Consider the following 22371-nt stretch of genomic DNA (forward strand, 5'->3'; position numbering starts at 1 on the left):
GAAGGAAGAAGGAAGAAGGAAGAAGGAAGAAGGAAGAAGGAAGAAGGAAGAAGGAAGAAGGAAGAAGGAAGAAGGAAAGAAAAGCTAAAATCTAAAATCTAAAATCGGAATATTGGGTTTCACTTCGTTCTACCTGAGATATTGCACCATTCTCAATTAGCCTTTTATGAACAGGGTTTCCGGCCTGTTCCACAAGAAAATTTATCTTTTGTGGAACAGGCCGGAAACCCTGTTGCTGCCAATGGTGCAAGATGTGAGTTCTACCCAACCTAGAGTTCGCTACAGCTCGAATCATTGAGAATTGCTATATTAAGACTTACGGAAGAAAAACCAGTTTCTACAAGAATATTCGCTTTGGCAACGAGGCGTTTATGAAGAAACCGGGTTTTTAGCCTCCCGTGCCTCCAGAACTGTATATTTCAGAGAGTTAAGATAAGTTATAAGTTATTGCGTTAAATTACTCCTTCCCCATTTCCCATTCCGTTTATGATTTGGAACTTTTTAAATCACCTGTTATTCACGGGAAATTATATTCCTCAAGGCTACTGTTACCTTTGGCAGCGAGAGCTAGTCGCGCTCCATATAGTTTCAGACTCTATAATTGCCCTAGCCTACTATTCAATACCGCTATCCCTAATTTATTTTATCGGTCAGCGAAAAGACTTGCCCTTTCGCAACATTTTTTGGCTGTTTGCAGCCTTTATTATCTCCTGCGGCACTACTCATATAATGGAAGTTTGGACGCTTTGGCATCCTGTTTATTGGGTTTCTGGCATTCTAAAAATTATTACCGCCGCGATTTCTGGTTACACCGCTTTTGCATTAATTCCTTTCGTTCCCCAAGCATTAACTCTCCTGAGTCCAACTCAATTAGGGATGATCGATTCAATACTACAAAAAGAAATAATTGAACGCCGAGAAACGGAAGCTCGCTATCAAACTTTAACTGAAGCTTCCCCGGTGGGAATATTTTATGCAGATGCAGGAGGAGACTGCTTGTATGTCAACGAACGCTGGTGTCAAATTTCGGGAATAACCTGTGATGAAGCTTTGGGCAAAGGGTGGTTGCAAGGCATTCATCCAGACGACCGCGATCGGGTTTTTTCTGAATGGTATAGCGCCGCGCAGGAGAAATTGCCCTTTAAATCTGAGTACCGCTTTCAAGGTATTAATCACCCTCAAATCAGTTGGGTATTCGGTCAATCTGTCGGTCAAATCGGAGAAAATGGGGATGTTAAAAGTTATGTGTGTACTATTACTGATATTACAGAACGCAAGCAGGTAGAAGAGGAAAATCGACGGCTCAATGAAACTCTGGAGCATCGAGTTGCTGAGCGCACTGCTCAAATCGAAATTTCTAACCACCAATTGCAAAAAGAAATAGCTTACCGCGAAAAAATTGCTCTTACTTTGTTGGAATTGACGCAACTGCAAAATGCAATTCTTAATAGCGCTAACTACACAATTATTTCTACAGAGCCCGACGGTACAATTAAAACATTTAATCGGGCGGCAGAGAAACTTTTAGGTTATTCGCTAGAAGAAGTGGTGGGAAAAGTTACGCTAGCAATAATTCACGATCCTCTGGAGATAGCTAAAAGAGCTGAAGTTCTTTCTCATGAATTGGGAGTGAAAATAGAGCCGGGAATTGAAGTATTTTTTGCTTTGCCGTGCCGGGAAATCGCTGACGAAAATGAATGGACTTACATTCGCAAAGATGGTTCGCGGTTTCCGGTACTGTTGTCGGTGACTGCCTTATTTGATAGTAGCGGAAATATTAACGGTTTTTTGGGTATCGGTCAGGATATTAGCGATCGCAAACAAGCTGAAAAAGAGCTGCGCGACCTCACTAATGCCATGCAAAATGCGGTGGAAGGCATTTCGCGGCTGGATATTGAGGGACGCTACGTGAAGGTTAACCGAGCTTACGCTCATAAATGCGGTTACGAACCGGAACAAATGCTTGGCATGGAATGGCAGCTCACCGTACATCCGGGCGATGTTGAGATGATGCTCTCAGCTTATCAGGAAATGGTCATTTCTGGCAAAGTAGAAGTAGAAGCTAGAGGGGTCCGCAAAAATGGCTCGTTTTTTTACAAGCAAGTAACAATGGTAAAAGCTTGGGACGAACAAGGAATATTTAACGGCAACCACTGTTTTATGAAAGATATCACCGAGCGCAAACTAACTGAAACAGCTTTGCAGGAAAGTGAATTCAAGTACAGACAAATAGTTGAATTGGCAGAAGAAGGCATTTGGGTAATTGATAGTAATGGTCTCACGACTTACGTGAACCACGCAATGGCGCGAATGCTCGGGTATAATGAATTAGAAATGTTCGGGCGATCGCTTTTTGATTTCATGGACCAAGCGGAAGAACCACAAGCTATTGATAATGTCGAGCGACGCAAACAAGGTATTCGTGAACAACACGAATTTAAATTCAAAAGCAAGGATGGCAAAGATATTTGGACTGATATGTCTACCAGTCCAGTCAGGGACTCCCAGGGTAATCTGCTGTCTTGTTGCGCCTTGGTTTACAATATTACAAGCCGCAAAGAAGCAGAGCAGCAAATGCTGCAACTTACAGAAGATTTGAAGCGTTCCAACGAGGAATTAGAACAATTTGCTTATGTGGCTTCCCACGATTTGCAAGAACCGCTCCGAGCCGTTACGAGTTACACTCAATTGCTTGCCCAGCGCTATCAAGGAAATTTGGACGATCGCGCAGATAAGTATATTCATTATATTGTCGATGGCGCCACCAGAATGCAGCAGTTAATTAACGATTTGTTGGCGTATTCGCGCCTGGGAACGAGGGGTCAGGAGTTTGAGCAGGCGGACTGCAACGCTGTGGTTAAGCAAACTATGTGCAATTTGCAAATTGCGATCGCCGAAACAAAAGCTGTAATCACCTGCGACGCGATGCCAACCGTGATGGCGGATGAATTTCAACTGGTGCAATTATTCCAAAATTTGGTCGCCAACAGCATCAAATTTTGTCGCCAAGATATCCCGTTGATTCATATCGCTGCCCGTAGGCAAGAGAGCGAATGGGTGTTCAGTGTCCGCGATAACGGCATTGGCATTGATCCGCAGTATGCCGATCGCATTTTTATCATTTTTGCGCGCCTGCACTCCCGCCGCCAATATTCCGGTACTGGCATAGGTTTGGCGATGTGCAAGCGCATTGTTGAACGCCACGGCGGTCGGATCTGGGTGGAATCTCAGGAGGGAAAAGGAGCGACTTTTTACTTCACTATTCCTATAATTAGTACCTGAAGCCTCAAAATTCAATTTTGTTTTTATACTCAAAGGGATACGCCGGTTATGAGCGATCGAAGCACTGTTAGACCTATAGAGATTTTGCTGATTGAGGATTCTCCCAGCGATGCCGATTTGGCAATAGAAGTCCTCAGTCAGGGTAAAATATTGAATAACTTGCATTTTGTGGAGGATGGAGTCGAAGCAATCAAGTTTTTGCGCCGAAAAGAACCTTATCTCAGGGTACCTCGTCCCGATTTGATTTTGCTCGATTTGCATCTGCCGAAAAAAAGCGGTATTGAAGTGCTAGAAGAAATTAAAACTGACCCAAAGTTAAAATTAATTCCTGTAGTGATTCTCAGCACTTCAGCAGCGCCCGAAGATATTTTTAAGTCATACTCCCTCCACGCCAACTGTTACATAACAAAACCTGTAGACTTCGTTGAATTTACTAAAGTAGTCAGGTTAATTGAGGAATTCTGGCTGGCAGTCGTCAAACTTCCTCTAAATTAAACGAACAGATGCTTTGCTTATGAATGCTCTAAAAATTTTTAACCTATGGAAATTCTGCTGGTGGATGATTTGCTCAGCGAGGCTGAATGGGGTTTATAAAAGCTGGCGCCCAGTCAATTTTTAACAAGTTGCAAATAGTAGAAAATATGGTACAAGCAAGAGTTTATTGAATAAAGCAGGCTTTTCGCTTCGCCTTCTCGGTCTAATTTAATTCTGCTTAACTTGATTTTGCCTAAAAAAAAGGTTAAAAATATTGATATAAATCAACTCAACACTTAAGTTAAAAATGATTCCGGTGGTAATTATGACAAGCAAATTTATTGATGGTACCCGCCACGTGATTTATCCGTGGAATCAATCCAAAATCTAAAATCTAAAATCCTCAAGCCCCCCAATTTATCCGTGGGGTCAATCCAAAATCTAAAATCTAAAATCTAAAATCGAATGACAACCTCAGCAGCCGATCAAGAGATGCTCAAGTCTTATGCCCTGTCAGCCCGGTGCTACATCACTGAGCCTATCGATTTTAGTCAAGTTGCTAAGCTGGTGAGATGGATTGAGGATTGGTGGCTGGTGGTGGTGACAGTTCCCAAATAATAATTTTCAAGTTGAAAATGGTAAGGGAAAGGAAAAAAGTTTAACCTAAGATTGATAGAGTAAAATTTTTATAGTCAAAAACGTCTAAGCTATGTGGATTAAGATTCTGTTAGTAGAAGACAATCCTGCTGATGCTGATTTGCTTGCAGAACTGTTAGAAGTATCTGTCGGCGTCGAGTGGGAACTGGTGTCTGTTGAGTTCCTGCATGAAGCGAGCGCACAACTGTGTAAACAACCCTTTGATGTCGTTTTGCTCGACCTTTCTTTGCCCGACAGCCGCGGTTTGGAAACGCTAACTCGCCTGCGAGAAGTTGCTCCTGATGTGCCAATGGTGGTAATGACAGGCTTGGATGATGAGGCGATCGCCCTCGAATCAGTTCGCTTGGGAGCTCAAGACTATATTGTTAAAGGTCAAATTACTACTCAATTATTAGTGCGGACGATCCGCTATGCGATCGAACGTTCTCAAACATTTCAAATGCTGCGGGAAAGCGAGCGCCGCTTTCGGGCGATTTTTGACTCGTCGTTTCAGCTAACCAAGCTGCTGACTCCCGAAGGAATTGTGCTGGAAGTCAACGAGACAGCCCTCGATTTTGCCGGATTGCGATCGGAGGGTATTGTGGGCCGCCCGATTTGGGAAATGGCGATTTGGGCCCAGTCGCCACAGGTTTCCGAACAATTGCAATGCGCGATCGGCAAAGCAAGTCGCGGCGAGTTTTTCCGCAGCGAAATCGACTTGTTAGGCAAAAGTGGTCAAATCATGACAGTTGATTTCTCACTGAAACCTGTTAAAAATGAGACAGGAAAAATTTTGCTGCTGATAGCGGAAGCCCGTGACATTAGCGATCGCAAACGAGCAGAAGCGGAAATTCTCAAAGCCCTCGCACGAGAAAAGGAACTTTCAGAACTGCGAGCTAAATTTGTCACAATGGTTTCCCACGAGTTCCGCACACCTTTGACAACCATCCAATTTTCCGCTGGATTGCTGCAAGATTACAGTTCTCAGTGGACTCAAGATAAAAAATCTACTCATTTTGTGCGGATTCAATTAGCAATTAAACGCATGACAGAGTTATTAGAAGATATCCTCGTAATTGGCAAAATCGAAGCCAATACCTTGCAGTTTCAACCGATTTCCTTAAACCTCGAAAAATTTTGCCGTCAACTGGTAGAAGAGCAGCAGCTCAACGACAGCAACCAACACCCGATCGCCTTTCAATATGAAGGTGGCAACTGCGAGGCTCAAATGGATGAAAAACTGTTGCAGCAAATTTTGGGAAATGTCCTCTCAAATGCCATCAAATATTCCCCCGTAGGCAGTCCAGTTTCTTTGCATCTCAACTGTCAAAACAACGAAGCTGTATTCCAAGTTCAAGACCAGGGCATCGGCATTCCCCAAGCCGATCGAGAGCGGATATTAGAAACTTTTTACCGCTCTCCAAATGTCGGCACTATTTCGGGAACAGGTCTCGGTTTAGCAATTGTGAAGAGGGCTGTGGAACTTCACGGCGGTCAACTTGCGATCGAGAGTCAAGAAGGAAAAGGCACAACTTTCACTATTACCTTGCCTTTAATTTGTACTCCTCGTCAATAACAAATGAATTATCAACTATACATATCCGTAATTTAACGATTAATTAAGCCCCTAACAAACAAACTTATCAAGTATCTGAACCCAGATTTTTCCCACAAACTACTAACTCAAAGGAGCTATCACCATGGCTAAGATTTTGGTAATAGAAGACGAAGAAGCGATTAGAGAGAATATTTTAGAGTTGCTGGAAGCCGAGAATTTTGAAGGAATAGGAGCGATTAACGGCAAAGTCGGCATCAAATTGGCGATCGAACAAATCCCTGATTTAATTTTGTGCGACATGATGATGCCGGAAGTAGACGGTCACGGCGTCCTCAAAGCTTTGCGTTCGGAACCCTTGACTGCCACAATTCCGTTTATTTTCCTCACAGCAAAAGCCGATAAAGTTGACATTCGCACGGGCATGGAACTGGGAGCTGACGATTACATTACTAAGCCATGTACGCCGCAAGAACTGCTAAAAGCCATTGCTATTAGACTTGAAAAACAAAAAACAATTAGCCGACAATCTCAAAAGACGCTAGACGAATTACGCACTAATATTAGTATGTCGCTGCCCCACGAATTGCGGACTCCTTTGAATGCAATTCTGGGTTTCTCTGAGCTGATTTTGTCAGAATATCAGGTCTTAGAGGAAGCAGATATCTTAGAGATGATTGGTCAAATTCAAACTTCTGGTCATCGCTTGTATCGACTCATTCAGAACTTTTTGCTGTATGCAGAACTGGAGATAGCAGCTACAAATCCCGAACTGTTAAAGGAGATGCGAAACAGCGAATTTAGCTGTGTAAAATCTTTGCTGAGTCAAAAAGCGCGCCAGCAAGCAAAACACGCGAATAGAACAGACGATTTACAATTAAACTTGCAAGATTCGTCGGTTGCTATTGATTCTGTCAGACTAGCAAAAATTGTTGAAGAACTCTTGGATAATGCCTTCAAATTTTCTTTAGAAGGAACGCCTGTTTTATTAAGCACTTTCGTCGAAAATCAGACTTTTATTCTGTCTGTCAAAGACCAAGGCCGTGGCATGACTACCGATCAGATTGCACAGCTAGAAGCTTACAGGCAGTTCGATCGCAAACTTTACCAACAAGCAGGTTTGGGATTGGGACTGGCGATTGTTCAACGCCTTGTAGAATTGCACGGAGGAGAATTTAAAATAGAAAGTTTGCCGCAGCAAGAAACCATAGTTTCCGTTTCCCTGCCTGTCTAAACAATGATTATACCAGTTTCCAAAAAGAATACAACTGTAGGCAAACTCCCAACCCTTATGGCATAAGTCATTCCCTATTCTCAAATCTAAACTCTCAAATGGTATTATGCAGGAGCGATCGCTCCTTTCAGACACCGCTGTAGATAAATTTGAGCTACCTTATCATTAGGGTTGATTTCCAAGCAGGCCGAAAACCATCTTTTAGCTTCGACACACTTGTCACTATTGTAGAGTACCAAAGCTTGCTCAAAGATTGTCTTGGTCTCTAACTTTTTCTGTCGTAACTCTGGCGGATCGGCCGCAAATACTTCATAAACTGTTACCATTCGCGATTTGCCTTTAACTGCTACGCGATCGATCAACCTAAAATCATAAATATCGTTCAACTGTATAAAAGTATGGTGAGTAATTAACATGGAAACTCCATACTCTTTTGTCAAATTTTCCACACGAGAGGCTAAGTTGACCGCATCGCTAATCACCGTGCTGTCCATCCGACTTTGGCCGCCAACCGTGCCTAACATCAAAGAACCCGTATTGATTCCTATGCCAATTTGCAGCGGCGGGCGATCGGGTCGATTGCGACTAATATTATACTCATTAAGCTCTTCTAGCATTGCAATTCCAGCTTTCACAGCATCATCCGCACTGCCATCGAACAGCGCCATAATCGCATCGCCCATGTATTTATCAATAAAACCAAAATTATTAGTAATTGCCGGTTCCATTCGCGACAAATAACCATTGATAAATTGAAAATTTTCTTCGGGATTCATCCTTTCAGAAAGAGAAGTGAAATCGCGGATATCTGAAAACAGCACCGACATTTCTTTCTGTACCTGATCGCCTAATTTGACTTCCAGAATACTTTCATATCCCAGAAAGTGGAGAAATTCGTGCGGCACAAACCGCCCGTAAGCATCTGTTAAATTTTCTTCTGCTGCTAAAGCTTTTTGTAACTCGTCTGTGAATTGGCGGCGTTCGGTTTCTACCTCTAGACGTTCCGTGATGTCTTGAAAAGCGGCGATCGCGTAAACTATGTTTTTCCGTTCGTCGTAGATTGGAGTCGCCCAAACCTCGATCGGCACAATCCGATCCGACCCATGAACTTCTAGATCGTCCATACGCACAAATTCTCCCCGCAACGCCCGAACAATCGGTTGGCTATCCCTCGGATACAATTGATTAGTTGCAGCGTCGTAAAAATGATAAGCTTCAGGAAATTGGTCAGTACCCCCATCAAAAATTAAACCTTGGGCTAGTATCCTTTCCCCCCAAGAATTCATGTAAAAAGGTTTCCCCTTACCATCAACAACAAATATTCCCACTGGCATCGCTTCCAGGAATTGAGTCAATCGACTTTCGTTTTCTGACAGTGCCTCATTTAACTTTTCTTCGGCTGCCAAAGCTTTTTCTAAATCATTAGTAAACCTGATTCGTTCTACTTCTACCTGTCTTTTCAAACTAATATCCTTAGCAAAACCCTGATAGTAAAGCACTTCACCGTTAGCATCATAAACGGTGCGCGCATACTCAGAAATCCAGATAATGCTGCCATCTCGACAGTAAACCTGAGACTCAAACTCACACAGAGTACCGTGCTGTTTCATCAGCGCCAGAAACTCTTGACGGCGGTTCGGTTCCACGTACAATTGCTGCTGAATATCATTAATACTTTCTATCAATTCTGATGCGGAATCGTAGCCGTAAATTTCCGCCAGAGCAGGATTCGCACTGATAAAATGTCCGTCCGGAGTCGTCTGAAAAATACCTTCTAGAGCATTTTCAAATATCCCGCGATACTTCTCTTCAGCTTGAATTAACGCCGCTTCAGCTTCCTTGCGTTCAGTTATGTCACTAAAAGCAATAATCGCATAGGAAATGTCGCCTGTAGAATCATAAATTGGAGTTGCCCAACTCTCTACAGGAGTAATTTTATTAGCTGTACGAATTTCTACACCCTCAGTCCGCACATTTTCGCCCCTAAGTGCCCGCATAATTGGCAACTCTTCCACGGGGCATCTCTGATTAGTCCCTGTTTTATAGAATTGATAAATTGCTGCTTTTTGCTCTGAATTAATATGCGGCACAGTGCCTTTGCCAAATACATCCCGCGCTTTCTGGTTAGCGTAGAAAGATTGCCCGTTTGCATCAAGTACACACACGCCCAATGGCATAGCCTCTAGATATTGCGTCAAGCGACTTTCGTTTTCATGGAGTTTGGCAATCAGCATGGCCTGCTTGCGGTTTAATTTTACCAACTCCTGATTCATTTCCTGAAGTTCTCTTTGTTTTTCAGCTAATTGTTTCTCTTGAAAATATTTATATATTGCCTCAGTAACAGTTAATTTTAAGTCATCACATTGCCAAGGTTTAGGTATATATCGGTACAATTTAGCATAGTTAATAGCATTGGCTACCGCATCCAAATCTGCCTGCCCCGTCAGCATTATCTTGAGAGTGTTCGGCGAGATAGCATGAACGCTCCTTAATAGTTCGTCTCCTTTCATACTAGGCATAATATGATCCGAAATAACCAAAGGAACTTCATACTGTTCTGCTAAAAGTTCTGACAATAACTCTAAAGCTTCTTCCCCACTTTGAGCCGTTTCAATTAAATATTTATCTTCAAAGGCTTTTAGCAGGTCTATTTCCAGACTATCGAGTATAGTCTGCTCATCATCGACACAAATAATCACTGGTTTTTTCATAAATTTGCTAGACCAGACTTAATCGCTTCAATTAATTCTTGATTTTGCCAAGGTTTTTCTATGAAAGCATGAAGATTTGCTTGACTTTTTGTGCGCTCTATTGCTTCTTTGTCTGCTTGCCCTGTCAGCATCACTGTTACAATTTGCGGATATTTTTGATGGATTTTAATCAGCAACTCATCTCCTTTCATTCCGGGCATCAACCAATCAGAGACAATTACTAAAATGTTAACCTCAGCTTCACATAGCTCTTCAATAATTTCCAGGGCTTCGGCAGCACTTTCAGCAAATTCGCAAAGATATTTACCGTTAAAGGCCTGTTGCAGTTCAATTTCCAGACTTTCCAACACTCCTACTTCATCGTCCACACACAAAATTGCTGATTTAGACATCGCTAGTTTCCTTCTTTAGTGTGGCAGGGTGCACCCCATGGGCAACACACCGTTTTCCAAATTCTACATTCTGCGCGGGTAGACTGCAAATTTTCGCCCCCGACTTCAGTCTCCGGCGCTTTACCTACTCAGTTAAATTAATCGGCAAAGACACGGTAAATGCTGTTTTACCGGGCATCGACTCCACATCAATTTTACCCTGATGTTTTTCCATTATTTTTTTGACAATATCCAGCCCCAACCCGCTGCCTTCTCCCGCAGGTTTGGTAGTAAAAAAAGGCTCAAAAATTTTCGGAATAATCTCTGGTTGCATCCCTTTACCGCTGTCACTAATTTTTACCAAGACGCTGGTATCTTGTTGAACCGCGTCAATTGTTAAAGTTCCTTGATTGTCCATCGCTTGTAAGGCATTGTGAATTAAATTTGTCCAAACTTGATTGAGTTCATCGGGATAACACAGTACCACAGGCAATTGATCTTGATAGTTTCTGACAACTTCCACACCCTGCTTGATTTGGTTTTGATAAAGAGTTAATACAGTTTCAAGTCCATCCGTAATATTCACTTGTATTTTTTCCCCATTTACATCGTAACGCGCATAATTTTTCAGGGCAAAGACGACTTTTGCAGCGCGTTCAGTAGCGGTAGCGATGGTTCGGGCGCTTCTGTGAATGCTAGCAAAGTCGTAGGCTGTTTTGATAATGTTTTCGCTGTCAGGATCTTTGAGCAACGACAAGAATTCTTGCAGATTTCCTTGCAATCCGATATTGACTAAAATGCTAGCAAGGCTGTCATAATTGTCAATGCCTTCCGACTCTAGTTGCTGCTTCACGTCTTTTTTCAATACCCGTTTTTCTCTAGTAGATAAAGAGTAATTTTGTTGACTAGAACTGTACATCAAACGCAAGAAATCTTGCTGGCGTTCTGCTGACAGTTCTTTAAAGAAAACTGGCAACCTTTCTAGATTGTTATCCAAAAAGCTGGTAATATTTCCAATAGACGACCGAATCGCCCCCAACGGCGTATTAATTTCGTGAGCAATGCCCGCAATCAGTTGCCCTAATGCCGCCATTTTTTCCGATTGCACTAATTGATTCTGAGTAGCTTGCAGTTGGTCTAAAGTCACTGTAAGTTCATTGTTTTTCTGTTGAAGTTTTTTTCGCAACTGGCATATTGCTAAATGGGTTTCTACCCTCACTAGAACCTCTTCCACCTGAAACGGCTTGGTAATATAATCTACCCCCCCCACAGCAAAGGCTTTGACCTTATCAAGTACGTCATTAATCGCGCTAATAAAAATCACCGGGATGTCGCAAGTTCGTTCATCAGCTTTGATTTTTTCGCACACTTCATATCCATTCATTTCGGGCATCATAATATCCAGCAAAATCAAATCGGGAGGCATACCTTTTGCCGCCGAAAGCGCTAAGTCGCCGCTAGGTACCGGGCGCACTTTATAGCCCTTGCTGTTCAAAATTCCGGCTAGCAGTCGCAAATTAGCTGGGGTGTCATCAACTACTAAAATATTACCGCGATCGGTGCTAGGAATGTCGTTATTCATGTGATATTGCTTGAGATATTAACTTTAAAACTTTGTCGTACTCAAAATTTTCCATACAATTTGCGATCGCACCTGCCGTTACTGCATCCTTTAATCGAATTTGCTCTATCAAGGTATCAATTAAATCCATATCTGCATTCAGTATTGCTAGCTTTAAATCAGCTACCAGTGAATCAGGCAATTTTACGAAATCAGCCGCACTCATAGCGCGATCGCCCTCTTTGATTGCGGATAAATCAGTTTGCTCCGGCTCTTCATAAATATAGCGCACTCCGATATGTTTGTGCATCGCATCAAAGATATCGGCTTCCCGGAATGGCTTCCTCATAAAAGCATCGCAGCCCGCCGATAAAATAACTGCCCGTTCTTCCTCCAAAACGCTCGCTGTCAGCGCAATAATAGCAGTAGCTTGACCTTTAATAGTACCTTTAATGTATTGCGTAGCTTCGTAGCCGTCCATCACAGGCATTCTCATGTCCATCCAAATTAGATGCGGTTCCCAACTATCCCAAATCTCAATAGCTTCTTGACCGTTAGTAGCTTCTTTTAGTTCAAAACCAAGAGGAGAGAGGATTTTAATTAACAGTTGGCGGTTGAGCTGTTTATCGTCTACTATCAAAATTCGATAGGTGTGTTGGTTCGGTGCCAGGGCAATAACATTCCGGCTCGGTTTTTGGCTTTCAATATCAGCCGCATCGACCGCAATAACTTGAATGTCAAACTTAAAATTAGTTCCCGTGCCAACAGCAGAACAGACGCTCATTTCGCCGCCCATTAATTCCACAAATTTGCGGCTGATTGGCAATCCCAAGCCAGTACCTTCTTGCGAATCTTTGCCGATCTTGGTTTGCACGAAAGGTTCAAAAATATCGTCTAATTCATTGGTAGCAATACCGGAACCAGTATCCTCGACTTCAAAATGAAGGAAGAAGGAACAGGTAGAAGCTGCATCGTCATTTGGGGTTGCAATGATCTGGTTATTGGACGGACTGACTTGAGATATTTTAACACGATTAATAGCGGAAATTTCAGTATTTGTTGATACTTCCGAGCGATAAAAAATTTCCCCTTCTGCCTGCTGATTTCTGCCTGAAGACTGCTTGCTAACTCTGACCCAGACACCGCCCTCCTCGGTAAATTTAAGAGAGTTATTGAGCAGATTAATTAAGATTTGCCGCAACTTTAAATCATCAGTTTCTATGTATTGTGGCACATCGGGACTGCGGTCAAAAACCAACTGCAATTGCTTGTCATCTGCTTTGAGTTGAAACATATCTTCCAAGTCGTTTAGCAGGCGATAGAGGTCGAATTTTTGGGAATTGAGGGTGGTACGCCCCGATTCAATTTTAGATAAATCCAGCACGTTATTAATTAGGGTGAGCAGGTGTTCTCCGCTGCTCCTAATTATGCTAATATTTTCTTGATGTTCTGGGGATAGAGTTTGACTGCGAGTCATCAGTTGGGAAAAGCCGAGAATGGCATTGAGAGGCGATCGCAATTCGTGGCTCATATTAGCAAGAAAGGTACTTTTAGCTTGATTGGCTACCTCTGCTTTATCTTTAGCTACAGCCAATTCTGCCGTCCGCTCTTGCACTCGTTGTTCTAAAGTTTCAAAAGATTGTTGCAGTTGTTGAGCCATGCGGTTAAATGACTTGGCTAATTCCCCTAATTCGTCGGAGCGTTCGCTTTCTACTGTTTTATCCCATTCACCTTTAGCAATATTTTTGGCTGCTGTATTTAAGCTCAAAATAGGATTTGTCACCCACTGAGAAGTCAGAATGCCGATCGCCACAGCTACTCCTAAAGCTGCGAAACACAGCAAAATCGCTGTGCGGGTATTGGCATCAATTTCTTCGGTGAAATCTGCTTCGGGAACAACTACGACAATCAGCCAGTCTAAACCTTTGCCGTCTTGGAACGGCAAGACTTTTAAAAATTGTCGCTTCTCATCTATTTCAAAGCTCAATAACTCGGATTTTTTAAGCTGGTCTAAGTTTTTAAAGTTTGCAGTTAAATATTTAGCTGTCGCTTGAGTGAAATGGTTGCTGCTTTCTTCCACTTTAAACAATTGTCTTTCATTACCTTTAGTGCTAAACGGTTTTTCTGTTGTGGAAGTTGCTAACAAAGTACCCTGGCGATCGATAATAAATGTTTGACCGGATTTGCCAACTTTGAGACTTTGGAGAAATTTCCCAAGATGGTCGAGGCGCAAAGCAGCAAATAATATTCCTTCTAGCTGATTTTTGTCGCTGTATACGGGTTGGAGAGCGCTGATAAGTAATGTCGGTTCTAGTAAGGAAACAAAAACCGAACTCCAAGTAGGTTTTCCGACTTTTACGGCTTTTTGGTACGGAGGATGCTGCCGATGATCAAAGTTTTTGGCAAGGGTGGTAACTGTAGTGCGATCGCCGAGAGCGTTCGTATTGTAAGAATTAAAATTTAACCCAGTAGATGGGTCTATCACATTAATCATTCGGGAGCCGTTAGAAAGTTGTTGACCGCCTCTATAATTTCCCTTCTTGTTGCCAACCGAGGTAAAATTGATATATGGATATAATTGTACTTGGCGCCAAAGATATTTATCCCAATCTGATAATTTTTCCATATTTAACAACCCCAGTTTGACAGCATCCAGCTTGGTTTGATTGATTTGATGGGGAGTTGTCAGGTAAACTTGCAGGTTTTGCTCGACACGCAAACTCACCTCGCTCATTAACTGACTGGCAAGGTTATTAACTGCTTTTTGTCCGTTTCTAAAAGACAGATATCCTACGAGTCCCACGGCTCCCACGATTTGCAATACAAATGGAACTATGAGAACAGTTCGCAGCGGTAATTGGTCTAAAATTTTAGCAACCATAAGATTGAGGGGTTTGGTGAACTTAGTCTACAACCGTCTTTGCAGAATCTGTATTAACAGCAGCACCATTTATTTACTGCCGCTTAGCTAGGGGGAATTGATGCGGGCTATTTTAGCTGTGGTAGATGCTCGACCCCGATCGAATGTGAACCTAATGTTTGCTCGATTAAAGTCTATTATTTTACCCATTGTCGTATTATTGTTACCATTTAGCTAAAAGTTGCAGTCTCTGGCTGCGAGAACAGGCTGATATTCGATCGCACGGGCGAGTTTAATCCGCATGGGTCAAGCGGTTTGGAGGCCGGCTAGGAAATTTGCGATCGGCACTCGCCATTTTCCGCAAGACGTGTTATACTCTAAAAAGTCGAGGGCACGTAGCTCAGTGGATAGAGCATCAGGTTCCGGTCCTGAGGGTCGGGGGTTCAAATCCCTCCGTGCTCACTTTCTAGGTCTTTTGCGGAGTAAGGGTTTCAGGTTAATTGTATTACCGATCGTCGTATTTTCCGCTCAAATTTCGCTCCTGTCGGTTCCTAGTATCTCCAAAACCACCTCCATATCTGCCAAGTTTGCGCCGGACTTTTTGCGTCTGGTCTTCAACTGGTTGAGCAAGTCGGCTGGCTCTGGAAATTCTGGGACGGTCGGAGCCGAGTTTTCCAATCGCTCCGTGCTCATTTAAATTTATAGAATGACTGATTTTGAGAGACCGGGGATAAATTTTTATCCTCGGTCTCAATTGTTGTGATTTAAGCGTCAGTGTCAAAAATCGAATCGCCACTGTACTCGCATATCGCGGACTGATTCCGCCCCTGTTCCTTAGCACGGTACAGTGAACGATCGGCGATCGCAATTAAGTCAACCGATGATAGTTCCGAAATCGGAATCAAGTTGGCGATACCCATACTAATAGTAACTACATCGCTCACATCAGAGGTTTTGTGAGGAATATGTAAAGCTTGAATAGCAGCGTGAATCCGTTGGGCCACCGAACTCGCTCCTTCAAGATCAGTATTAGGCAAAATGATGGCAAATTCTTCTCCGCCGTAACGCGCCACCAAATCCGCTGGACGGTACACCACCTCTTGCACAGTCTGAGCAAGTTTGAACAGACAATCATCCCCCATTTGATGACCGTAGCAATCATTATAACGTTTGAAATAATCCACATCAAACAACAAAAGAGAAATAGGTTTTTGTTCCCGGTATAGCCGCTGCCATTCATGCTCTAAGCGGTCATTAAAACAGCGGCGATTAGCAATTTGAGTCAACCCATCAATATTTACCACTTGTTCTAAGAGGTGAGTAGCGCGGGCTAGTTCTTCGTTAGAGAGTGCCAGTTGTTGATTAATTTCTCTCATGCGCGCTTGGGCCTGCTGCCTTTCTGCCAATTCCTTCTGCAACTTCTGAAAAATATCCGCTTGTTTAATGGCGATCGCTAACTGATTAGCAATCTGTTTAACAAGGTCAACTTCAAATTCTTCCCATTGCCGAGGAGCAGAACATTGATGAATACATAACAACCCCCACAAATCTTGTCCATTGAGCAACGGCGCAACTAAATTAGCCCGAACCGGAAATTGTTTCCAAAGAGCGCGGCAACAGTGTTGAAGGTCAATCTTATTGATATCTTCAACTACCTGCATTCTCCATTCTTTATATGAATCAGGACCTTGTTCACCACCACACGGGTCGTTAAATTGATTTCGGCTTACCAATTTACATCCTTCGCCTACGGATTCTGAAACAAACTCACCATATCCAAATTTACTGTCAGGATCGAACTTAAATATGCCAACACGCTCGGCATCAAGAAACAGGCGAATCTCCTGCGAAGCAATCTCAAAAATTGTAGACAAATCAAGAGATTGACGGATGTGTTGAGTAATCTCTTGAAGTAATATCGCTTTGTCGTACTGTTGCCGCAGAGCAATTTCCGCTTGCTTTTGGGCGAGAATAGCTGCCTCTGCTGCTTTTTTTGCTTTAATAATTTCACCTTCGTATAGGATACGCTGGCGGATACAGATCAAGATGCAATTGTTGACGAAGCTTCCCCCCTTCTCCCGACGCACAGCGTTGATCAGCATAGGTATATCACTACCCTCCTTTGACCTTAATGAGAAGTAAATTTCCTCTACTTTACCGTCGAGCTTCAACAGGGGGAAGAAATGGGTTTGAAAAAAAATCCGGCTGGCCATTGGCAGAATGGAGTCCATTTTCCGTTCCCGCAGTTCATCGGTTTCGTATCCGAGTAATTGCAGTAATGTGGCGTTGACCATTACGATCGTACCATCGTCAGCAAACGAGAGGAATCCACAGGGTGACGTGTTGAGTAGCTCGTCTATCTGGTAGGTCATGTTTGCCATACAAATCAGGTAGTATGAGGTACACTCAAATACTCCTTAATCATCTCGATCGTCTCTTGTGGATGACTCAGGTGGGGGCAATGTCCCGTAGCTTTCATCAGCCCTAGCCTACTTTTAGGCAGGTGGCGGTGGAGATAATGCCCTACCTCGGGGGGAGCAATCACGTCATCAGCGCATTGCAATATCAGTGAAGGTACTGATACCTTGGGTAAATCACTGCGATTGTCAGAGTAAAAAGTTACCTCGGCAAAGCGACTTGCAATCACCGGATCAGTGGAGCAAAAACTTGTCTCAAGTTCCTCACTTAACTCAGGACGATCCTGATTCTGCATCACCATTGGCGCCAGAAAGCTTGCCCAACCCATGTAATTTTTCTCCATGATATCGAGGAGATCCTCAATATCTTTGCGCTCAAACCCTCCGTAATAGTTTGGTAAATCATTGATGTAGCAGGGTGAAGGCCCTAGGAGAATCAGGCGCTTAAAGTAATTAGGAGCTTGAATTGAGGACAGGATGCCGATCATACTGCTGACCGAATGACCGACAAAAATCACATCAGTCAACGCCAATTCTTCACAAATATCAAGGACATCCTGAACATATCCATTGAGGTTGCTGTACCGTTCATAACTGTAGGCACTAATATCAGACTGTCCCGAACCTACATAATCAAATAGGATGATTTTGTAGTTCTTCTCGAAGGCCTGTGTTACGAAACGCCACATATTTTGATCGCACCCAAATCCATGAGCAAACATCATCGTGTGGGTGCCTTGTCCTAACACTTTTATATTATTCCGTAAGAAAAATTTTTTAGTCATTTGATCGACACGAGCATTAAATTAATTATAAGACTTTGGCGCGCTTTCATGAAGGAGGATTGATGATCCCACATAGTGGTGGACAACAATTCAGGATATCGGATTAATTGAATTGCAAACTCAGCAATAGCCGTCTTCCTCAACATATAATGCAGCCCAATTTCCTAGGCGCTAGCTTGTAACTATTCCCATTGCGCTGGGGTTTCCATTCCTTCGGCAATTGTGCTCGATTTAAGCCATCTGGGATTACAACTATGGGTTTGTGAATTCCGCGCTCGCTCGGAAGGCTGGCTAAATCGTGGACAAGTGAGGGATCAATTTTGAGCGACTTCATCAGAAAATTTTTCAGCTTGTTAAAAGCAGCATAGTCAGGCCCACAATCATCCACAAAAATCCCAATACCACGCTTTGATAATTGGCTCAAAACATTGTATGTAATGTCAAAATTAAGCATCATTGTCGTTTCGGTAATCTCTAGCCCTAGATATTTCGGCTTCATCTGGGTGCGATCAAGGATGCGATCGCTCTTAGCGATTAAAGTCGGTTGGCTGAGTTGACGTGCCGACAGATTCACCGCGATATTAGGCAGAATTAGTCCTGCTGCTAGCCACTGCTGATATTGCCAGCAAGCTTGCTCTAAAATCCATTTGCTCTTCGGGCCAAATCAATCCTGTTTTTTCGGCGATGGCAATACATCGATGGCGATGAATCCAACCTAGTTCAGGAGAATACACTCCTACTATAACTTTAACACCAGCAAGGCTACCTGTTTGCCAATCGAGCTGAGGTTGATCATACAGCAAGTATTGGCTTTCCCAGCACAATTAAAGAGATTTGCGATCGCCAGCGTATTGGATTTGGCTCAAGGTATTGTTGCTGTGTCAAAACTATAGGTATTGGGTTCTAGAGGCAATAAGAGATCCTATTTCCGCAATTAAGAACCTGTAAAACATTGTCGCGGTTGCTATAAATGTTCACAAACTCCTCAAATTAAAAAATTAAAAAAGTTGGGTTTCCTAGCTCAACCCAACCTACTTTTAACAACGATGAATTACTGCTAACTCTCAAATATCCTCATCGTCTTGACCTTGCACACCCTGGAGAATCCGCGATAGCTCACTCTTCTCATTAATAGTAATCCGAGTCGGAGAACCGCTGATAATCCGTTCGTAACCACGGAACGAATCTTTAATTTGTGGGCCTCTTTCAGTAATTGTGTATTCCCGAATTCCCTTGTCATGCCACGAACCGCGCATCTTAAACACATTAATTGCGCGCGACATTTCTCCTCGAATCTCTACATACTGCAGCATAATAATCGTGTCAGTAATCGTAGAAATATGGGAGTCGGTAATCGAATTAGAACCCATGAACTGGTCGCTTGTATTCGTAAAAAAGCCGGTTATTTCTTCCTGCTTCGCAAAACCTGTCACTCCGATCACAAATTGCCTGAAAGCATTATTGCTGACACCCCTAGCTAAGGCAGACAGCGAGTCTATAGCAATTCGAGAAGGTTTGAACTCAGCAATTTCTGATTTAATAGTCTGCAAGTGGTCTTCCAAACCTGCAGATTCCGGGTAAGTACACAGCAGCTTCAGCATTCCTTTCTGTTCCATTTCCTCAAAATCAATGCCCCAAGAATAAGCATTGCGGAACAACTGAGCCCGCGACTCTTCATAGGCAAACAGCAGCGCCCGATTGCCGTTCATACAAGCATTCTGCAAGAACTTGCTCACCAACAGCGTTTTGCCGGTCCCCGTTGCACCCGTAGCCAAAATAATCGAGTCTTTGAAGAAGCCGCCACCGCACATCTCATCGAGAGTTTTATCACCCGAAGAAACCCGCACGTTTGAAGACTTTTGAGTTAATCGCATCGCCCCCAATGGGAAAATATTAATTCCGTCATTAGTCATAGTAAAAGGATATTCACCCTTCATGTGAGTTGTACCGCGCAACTTCAAAATTTCGATGGTGCGGCGGCGGCGTTCTCCTTCCAATACGTTGCGAACAATCACCACATTATCCGACACAAACTCTTCCACTCCAAACCGAGCCACCGGGCCGTATTCTTCCACCCGTTCCGTCGTCATAACTGTAGTTGCTCCGACTTGTTTGAGGCGCGCCACTAAGCGAAAAATTTCTCGGCGCACCACCGATGCAGCGTCGTACTGCTGAAATACGGCGGTAACAGAATCTATTGAAACCCGCTTGGCTTTGTACTTACGAATGGCGTACTGAATTCGCTCGATTAAGGCTGATAAATCAAAATTTCCTACGATATCTTGACCTTCTGGATCGGGGGAAGCGTCCAAAATAAATAGCTTGCCTTCCTCGATTAACTGTGCCAGATCCCAACCAAAACTGCAAGCATTTTTAATAATATCTGTCGGAGATTCTTCAAAAGTTACGAACACTCCAGCTTCGTCAAAATGGGTAATTCCATTATAGAGAAATTGTACGGCAAATAAAGTTTTTCCCGTTCCTGATGTGCCGCTGACTAGGGTGGTTCTGCCGAGCGGCATTCCGCCGTGACTGATGTCATCGAAACCCTCAATCATCGTGCGAATTTTTTCAACTCCTGCCGTTACCAATCCTTCTCGTTTAACCGTTTGACTAATTTCATTCATGTCGATTTTTGTCAACTCTCAGTATTCTTTAGTTGTCACTCATTAACCGCCGATCATGAGTCTTTGTACCCAGCTTTTAGTTTTGGCTCTTGCTCAATAACTAATGACTGCTGACTGGTGACTAATAACCCCGCTCAAAAACCGATACCGTGCCACGTACTTCTGTCGTGGAAAGATGAAAATTTTAGACTTTTGTTCAACCTCCCAGGTTCATCTGTTGAGTAAATCTAAAACCTAAAATCGTTCGACTAAGCGCGACTCGATGCTTCGACGCTCGCGCTCGCCGAACGTTTCACGCCAAACCGAAGTCTCAAATCTAAAATCGACAGACTCTCACTTGATTATCTTATGAATTGAGGTCTTCTTCGCGAAGTTCTTCATAGAGCAAATCTAATCCTATCAGAACTTTCTCACGATCGGACAAATCGCCAATAATTTTTCGCACCGGCGGCGGCAGGATTTTTGCCAGCGTCGGGGTTGCCAATATTTTGTCCTCTTCTGCTAGCTGAGGATTTTTGAGAACATCTATGACTTTCAGCGCGTAGACGCCTTGAAATTCTTGTTCTAGGATGTCCTTTAGGGTTTTCAAAGCTCGCACTGAGTTGGGAGTATTCCCCGCAACGTACAGCTTCAGAACGTAGGTTTTCTTCAGAGGACTCATGAACTTTTTTAAATGTTGAGTATTAGTTGTCAGATGTTAGTTGTAGTTGTTATTTGTCTTAAATCCGCTGTTCTTTGTTATTTTATAATAATTTCCGCATCGCCCTCGCGCGGTCGTGGGTCGGCTCCTTTCTTTTTTGTTAGATTCTACCTTCTACCTTTTCTTTCTTAAATTATGCCGCATCCCTTCTACATTCTACCTTGAGAGGTTTCTTTCGGAATCGATCGCCGATACATCTCGCACATATGAGCGATCGCGTCAATCAGGGTCAAACGGTAATCCAGCAATATTTCCTCGCTGCGCCCTTCTATTTTTAGCTGTTTAGCAAACTCGTCCATCAATTCCATGTGAATTTCTACAACTTGAGTCACAGGAACGTCAGCAAAAAAAGCCAAATTCACAAATTCATCTATTTGATTGTTGACCGCAGCATCTTGAGAAAAATAATTCAAAACGATGTCGCGATAACTTGACTTGAGTTGCTCCAAAAACTTTTGCTTCTCTGGTACCGAGAGATTTCTCAAAAAAATCTGGGAATTTCTTTTATAATACACACCTAAGTATCCTAATCGCTCCCGTAATTTTTCCGCCAGCCGCCGCTGCTGTCGGCTGAGCAAACTTTGAGCAGTCAATTGGGCTGTCGCATCTACCGTTACGGATTGGTAATTGACAGGAACCGGAGTTGAAAGTTTCAGAAATTGTGCGATCGCCCGATCGATACCGGCAGCTATTTCACTTGATCGAGCGATTGCCAGTTGCACCTCAGCAGGGTGATAAAAAAAAGCACAGCTTTCGTCTCGACTCTGGTTGGCGGTACTGGCTGCCGCCTCAAAACCATCTGAAAATGGTGCTTCGGCCTTGCCATCTACCTGCGCGTGAGGCGAAAAAATCACAGCAGGCAAAAAGATCGATCGTTCTTGCAGCTTGCCCAGAAGCGATCGCAGATCCCCATCCACCTCCAAAACCAAACAATCAAGGTGATAATTGTGCTTAAGGAACCCCAAAAGCTCCACTGCCGACTTAATGTGCATTAAAGTATAGCGCTCGCCTCTCAAAAGCTCGATCGCAGAGGCTGCAATTTCCTCAGAGCGGACAAAAATACCGATAGAAAGTTGAGGAAGCAAAGCTGTAGGTGCACCACCTAAGTTGCCTGAAAGTGCTGGATCGCTCAGAGTTGATATCTCCTTTACAAAAAAC

17 protein-coding genes and 1 tRNA gene are annotated in these 22371 nt (G+C 43.2%); 6 read left to right on the forward strand and 12 right to left on the reverse strand.

Features of this window, described 5'->3' with window-relative positions:
- Nucleotides 1-486 precede the first annotated feature (486 nt).
- The 5 genes from QUA07_RS26995 to QUA07_RS27015 all read left to right on the forward strand — a co-directional run bounded on the left by QUA07_RS26995 (nucleotide 487) and on the right by QUA07_RS27015 (nucleotide 7181).
- A complete protein-coding gene (locus QUA07_RS26995) occupies nucleotides 487-3282 on the forward strand; it encodes a PAS domain S-box protein (protein WP_333331493.1) in 2796 nt (931 codons plus the stop codon).
- A gap of 48 nt (nucleotides 3283-3330) precedes the next feature.
- Nucleotides 3331-3777 (forward strand): response regulator, encoded by a 447-nt coding sequence (locus QUA07_RS27000; RefSeq protein ID WP_333081177.1) that lies wholly within the window; start codon nucleotides 3331-3333, stop codon nucleotides 3775-3777.
- A 444-nt stretch (nucleotides 3778-4221) separates the two neighbouring features.
- A complete protein-coding gene (locus QUA07_RS27005) occupies nucleotides 4222-4374 on the forward strand; it encodes a hypothetical protein (protein WP_333331497.1) in 153 nt (50 codons plus the stop codon).
- A gap of 91 nt (nucleotides 4375-4465) precedes the next feature.
- Nucleotides 4466-5968: an ATP-binding protein gene (locus QUA07_RS27010; RefSeq protein ID WP_333331500.1), complete on the forward strand. Its 1503-nt coding sequence runs from the start codon at nucleotides 4466-4468 to the stop codon at nucleotides 5966-5968.
- Between the two features lie 124 nt (nucleotides 5969-6092).
- Nucleotides 6093-7181, forward strand: coding sequence for a response regulator (locus QUA07_RS27015; RefSeq protein ID WP_333331503.1), 1089 nt, complete (start codon nucleotides 6093-6095; stop codon nucleotides 7179-7181).
- A gap of 104 nt (nucleotides 7182-7285) precedes the next feature.
- Here the strand turns inward: QUA07_RS27015 and QUA07_RS27020 are convergent, their stop codons facing one another.
- The 4 genes from QUA07_RS27020 to QUA07_RS27035 form a co-directional block, all read right to left on the reverse strand.
- Nucleotides 7286-9892 carry a PAS domain S-box protein gene (locus QUA07_RS27020; RefSeq protein WP_333331506.1) on the reverse strand — a complete coding sequence of 869 codons (2607 nt, stop codon included), beginning with the start codon at nucleotides 9890-9892 and terminating at the stop codon, nucleotides 7286-7288.
- Nucleotides 9889-10284, reverse strand: coding sequence for a response regulator (locus tag QUA07_RS27025; RefSeq protein ID WP_333331509.1), 396 nt, complete (start codon nucleotides 10282-10284; stop codon nucleotides 9889-9891). The genes QUA07_RS27020 and QUA07_RS27025 overlap by 4 nt, the downstream gene beginning before the upstream one ends.
- A gap of 124 nt (nucleotides 10285-10408) precedes the next feature.
- Nucleotides 10409-11845 carry a response regulator gene (locus tag QUA07_RS27030; protein ID WP_333331512.1) on the reverse strand — a complete coding sequence of 479 codons (1437 nt, stop codon included), beginning with the start codon at nucleotides 11843-11845 and terminating at the stop codon, nucleotides 10409-10411.
- On the reverse strand, nucleotides 11838-14705 hold the full coding sequence (locus tag QUA07_RS27035; protein WP_333331515.1) for an ATP-binding protein: 2868 nt from the start codon (nucleotides 14703-14705) through the stop codon (nucleotides 11838-11840). Before QUA07_RS27035 ends, QUA07_RS27030 begins: the two co-directional genes overlap by 8 nt.
- A gap of 368 nt (nucleotides 14706-15073) precedes the next feature.
- On the opposite strand from QUA07_RS27035, the gene QUA07_RS27040 reads away from it, so the two are divergent.
- Nucleotides 15074-15146, forward strand: a tRNA-Arg gene (locus QUA07_RS27040).
- A gap of 66 nt (nucleotides 15147-15212) precedes the next feature.
- Here the strand turns inward: QUA07_RS27040 and QUA07_RS27045 are convergent.
- The 8 genes from QUA07_RS27045 to QUA07_RS27080 form a co-directional block, all read right to left on the reverse strand.
- A complete protein-coding gene (locus QUA07_RS27045) occupies nucleotides 15213-15377 on the reverse strand; it encodes a hypothetical protein (RefSeq protein ID WP_333331518.1) in 165 nt (54 codons plus the stop codon).
- 71 nt (nucleotides 15378-15448) lie between these two features.
- Nucleotides 15449-17065, reverse strand: a complete 1617-nt coding sequence (locus QUA07_RS27050) for a diguanylate cyclase domain-containing protein (protein ID WP_333331520.1) — start codon at nucleotides 17063-17065, stop codon at nucleotides 15449-15451.
- A 5-nt stretch (nucleotides 17066-17070) separates the two neighbouring features.
- Complete coding sequence (locus QUA07_RS27055; protein ID WP_333331523.1) at nucleotides 17071-17886, reverse strand: alpha/beta hydrolase; 816 nt, start codon at nucleotides 17884-17886, stop codon at nucleotides 17071-17073.
- A 139-nt stretch (nucleotides 17887-18025) separates the two neighbouring features.
- Nucleotides 18026-18529: an EAL domain-containing protein gene (locus tag QUA07_RS27060; protein ID WP_333331539.1), complete on the reverse strand. Its 504-nt coding sequence runs from the start codon at nucleotides 18527-18529 to the stop codon at nucleotides 18026-18028.
- Entirely contained in the window at nucleotides 18468-18689 is a 222-nt protein-coding gene (locus tag QUA07_RS27065) for a hypothetical protein (protein ID WP_333331526.1), read from the reverse strand. Before QUA07_RS27065 ends, QUA07_RS27060 begins: the two co-directional genes overlap by 62 nt.
- A gap of 261 nt (nucleotides 18690-18950) precedes the next feature.
- Nucleotides 18951-20513, reverse strand: coding sequence for a circadian clock protein KaiC (gene kaiC, locus QUA07_RS27070; protein WP_333068315.1), 1563 nt, complete (start codon nucleotides 20511-20513; stop codon nucleotides 18951-18953).
- Between the two features lie 346 nt (nucleotides 20514-20859).
- Entirely contained in the window at nucleotides 20860-21174 is a 315-nt protein-coding gene (gene kaiB, locus QUA07_RS27075) for a circadian clock protein KaiB (protein ID WP_006632119.1), read from the reverse strand.
- A 188-nt stretch (nucleotides 21175-21362) separates the two neighbouring features.
- Entirely contained in the window at nucleotides 21363-22298 is a 936-nt protein-coding gene (locus tag QUA07_RS27080; protein ID WP_333331529.1) for a circadian clock protein KaiA, read from the reverse strand.
- Between the last annotated feature and the right edge of the window lie 73 nt (nucleotides 22299-22371).

This window comes from Microcoleus sp. T3_A4 (assembly GCF_036700465.1).
Classification (GTDB): domain Bacteria; phylum Cyanobacteriota; class Cyanobacteriia; order Cyanobacteriales; family Microcoleaceae; genus Microcoleus.

What these genes read in the sequence shown, in the direction of transcription:
- QUA07_RS26995 (WP_333331493.1), top strand. Translation starts at nt 487, where the DNA reads ATGATTTGGAACTTTTTAAATCACCTGTTATTCACGGGAAATTATATT.
- QUA07_RS27000 (WP_333081177.1), top strand. Translation starts at nt 3,331, where the DNA reads ATGAGCGATCGAAGCACTGTTAGACCTATAGAGATTTTGCTGATTGAG.
- QUA07_RS27005 (WP_333331497.1), top strand. Translation starts at nt 4,222, where the DNA reads ATGACAACCTCAGCAGCCGATCAAGAGATGCTCAAGTCTTATGCCCTG.
- QUA07_RS27010 (WP_333331500.1), top strand. Translation starts at nt 4,466, where the DNA reads ATGTGGATTAAGATTCTGTTAGTAGAAGACAATCCTGCTGATGCTGAT.
- QUA07_RS27015 (WP_333331503.1), top strand. Translation starts at nt 6,093, where the DNA reads ATGGCTAAGATTTTGGTAATAGAAGACGAAGAAGCGATTAGAGAGAAT.
- QUA07_RS27020 (WP_333331506.1), bottom strand. Translation starts at nt 9,892, where the DNA reads ATGAAAAAACCAGTGATTATTTGTGTCGATGATGAGCAGACTATACTC.
- QUA07_RS27025 (WP_333331509.1), bottom strand. Translation starts at nt 10,284, where the DNA reads ATGTCTAAATCAGCAATTTTGTGTGTGGACGATGAAGTAGGAGTGTTG.
- QUA07_RS27030 (WP_333331512.1), bottom strand. Translation starts at nt 11,845, where the DNA reads ATGAATAACGACATTCCTAGCACCGATCGCGGTAATATTTTAGTAGTT.
- QUA07_RS27035 (WP_333331515.1), bottom strand. Translation starts at nt 14,705, where the DNA reads ATGGTTGCTAAAATTTTAGACCAATTACCGCTGCGAACTGTTCTCATA.
- QUA07_RS27045 (WP_333331518.1), bottom strand. Translation starts at nt 15,377, where the DNA reads ATGAGCACGGAGCGATTGGAAAACTCGGCTCCGACCGTCCCAGAATTT.
- QUA07_RS27050 (WP_333331520.1), bottom strand. Translation starts at nt 17,065, where the DNA reads ATGGCAAACATGACCTACCAGATAGACGAGCTACTCAACACGTCACCC.
- QUA07_RS27055 (WP_333331523.1), bottom strand. Translation starts at nt 17,886, where the DNA reads ATGACTAAAAAATTTTTCTTACGGAATAATATAAAAGTGTTAGGACAA.
- kaiC (WP_333068315.1), bottom strand. Translation starts at nt 20,513, where the DNA reads ATGAATGAAATTAGTCAAACGGTTAAACGAGAAGGATTGGTAACGGCA.
- kaiB (WP_006632119.1), bottom strand. Translation starts at nt 21,174, where the DNA reads ATGAGTCCTCTGAAGAAAACCTACGTTCTGAAGCTGTACGTTGCGGGG.